Genomic DNA, 1,565 nt, shown 5'->3' with positions numbered 1-1,565 from the left:
CTTTAATAGAGTATATCTTACTTTGTCAGATTGACGACGGCGTTCTCCATCCGTGAACCAATCTACAATGAATTCAATTCCGAAGTACTTAATTCCGTTATCGGATAGGATTGACTTGACACCTTCAAACCCATACTGATTGGTTATAGTCACTAGGTCTGCGTATACTATACCAATTCCGGTATACCCAACCTTGGCCGCCATTTCTACACGACTGCGAAAGTCATGGGGACTCGATTCCTCCTCAATGTTTCCCCAAACATTTACGTTTCCTGCAAGTGTCCAGTAGGCAGCTATCAGATCAACTTGATTAACCATAGTTATTCTCCTCTCCTCGATTGAATCGTATCGTCGGGTAAATCGCACTATCAGTACCAACTATTTACACAGTTTCGCGCGACTTCAATCGCCATTATTTTGCTGTGCTTAATTCCGTCCATTTCTTCAGCAACCAACACCAGTTCCCCTAAACATCCATTTGACCTTTTCCTGTCGCGCGGACAGAAGCTAAAAACTATAAAGTAAGCGCCGTTACCGGCATGGCATCATCCATTACTAGTCAATGTTTACAGCTAAATCAAAGTCCTTTTTCATCAGTCTTACAGCAAAAGCAAGAGAAAAATGACGGTCTGCTAGAAGTTTCACCTTATTCTGAAAAATACGATACCGGTTCCATAAGATTTTTTACATCAGGTCAGATTTTAAAGAATTCGAGTTCTTGTAAAACCGACGAAGTCACCTGCTCTCTCATAAGCAGGGAATTTCGCCTGGGATTATTGTGCGATTTCGGCGGATGCTATAGCTTGTTGAACCTCATCCGCTGAGCATTCAGGGATTTCAGAGACGAATTCACCGGTTACCGGATTTGTAACCGCTATCATTTTCTTTAATTGAGATTCAACAAAATTCACCATTAATAAAGGCTTGATATGTTTTTATGCTCCTTTTCAGTAACCCCTTCCTATAATCATCTTATCTATTGATCAGACGTTATGACTTAATATTAAATTATACATCTCATTCATTTTGTAAATATTTTTCAAAATTTAAAGCGAAATGTTGGATGAATATCAAGGATTTCAAATATTTTATAGCTAGCTTTATTAGGACAAAATAAACATCGTTTTCCATTAATATTGATGATCTGTTGTACGTGAGGTGCCTCTTTTTCTTTCACTCCATTAATGACATGCGACTCGCAAACATAAAACATCAATTCTGACCCCCACTTGTTCCTGACTTTTCTATCAACTACCAATTTTCCAGCTAATTAAAAGGTAAAATTTACCTTTTAATTTCATTTCTGGTAATTAGCCCATCTAATGCCATGACCCATTTGTCTTTTCAAAAACAATCAAAGGATCTTTTCATAAAGACTTCTTTTTGTGGAACAAAGCACATTATTTTCATTAAAAAATCAAAACTAGCACACCTAGTCCACATTCTCAAACACAAGTTCATATATATGAATAAAAAAATATAACTATACAGTTTTTAATAAACTTTTCTAGACATTAACAGAGGATCGTGAGAAGGAAGTACTTCTACGTTCATTCGTTTCACTT

Annotated in this window: 2 protein-coding genes; both read right to left on the bottom strand. The window is 36.7% G+C overall.

The features are described from left to right. Positions 1-318 (bottom strand): hypothetical protein (locus AB7942_RS30470; RefSeq protein ID WP_483310952.1); only part of this gene is annotated, 318 nt, incomplete at its 3' end. Positions 319-773: 455 nt separating this feature from the next. Continuing rightward, positions 774-914, bottom strand: a complete 141-nt coding sequence (locus AB7942_RS30465) for an aldehyde dehydrogenase family protein (protein ID WP_369449786.1) — start codon at positions 912-914, stop codon at positions 774-776. Positions 915-1,565 lie beyond the last annotated feature (651 nt).

The organism is Neobacillus sp. BF23-41 (genome assembly GCF_041106275.1).
Note: the sequence above shows the minus strand (reverse complement) of the source record. Positions and strands in the feature narration are given on the sequence as shown.

Excerpts from the sequence above, each read along its gene's own strand:
- AB7942_RS30465 (WP_369449786.1), bottom strand. The coding sequence starts at position 914 with ATGGTGAATTTTGTTGAATCTCAATTAAAGAAAATGATAGCGGTTACA.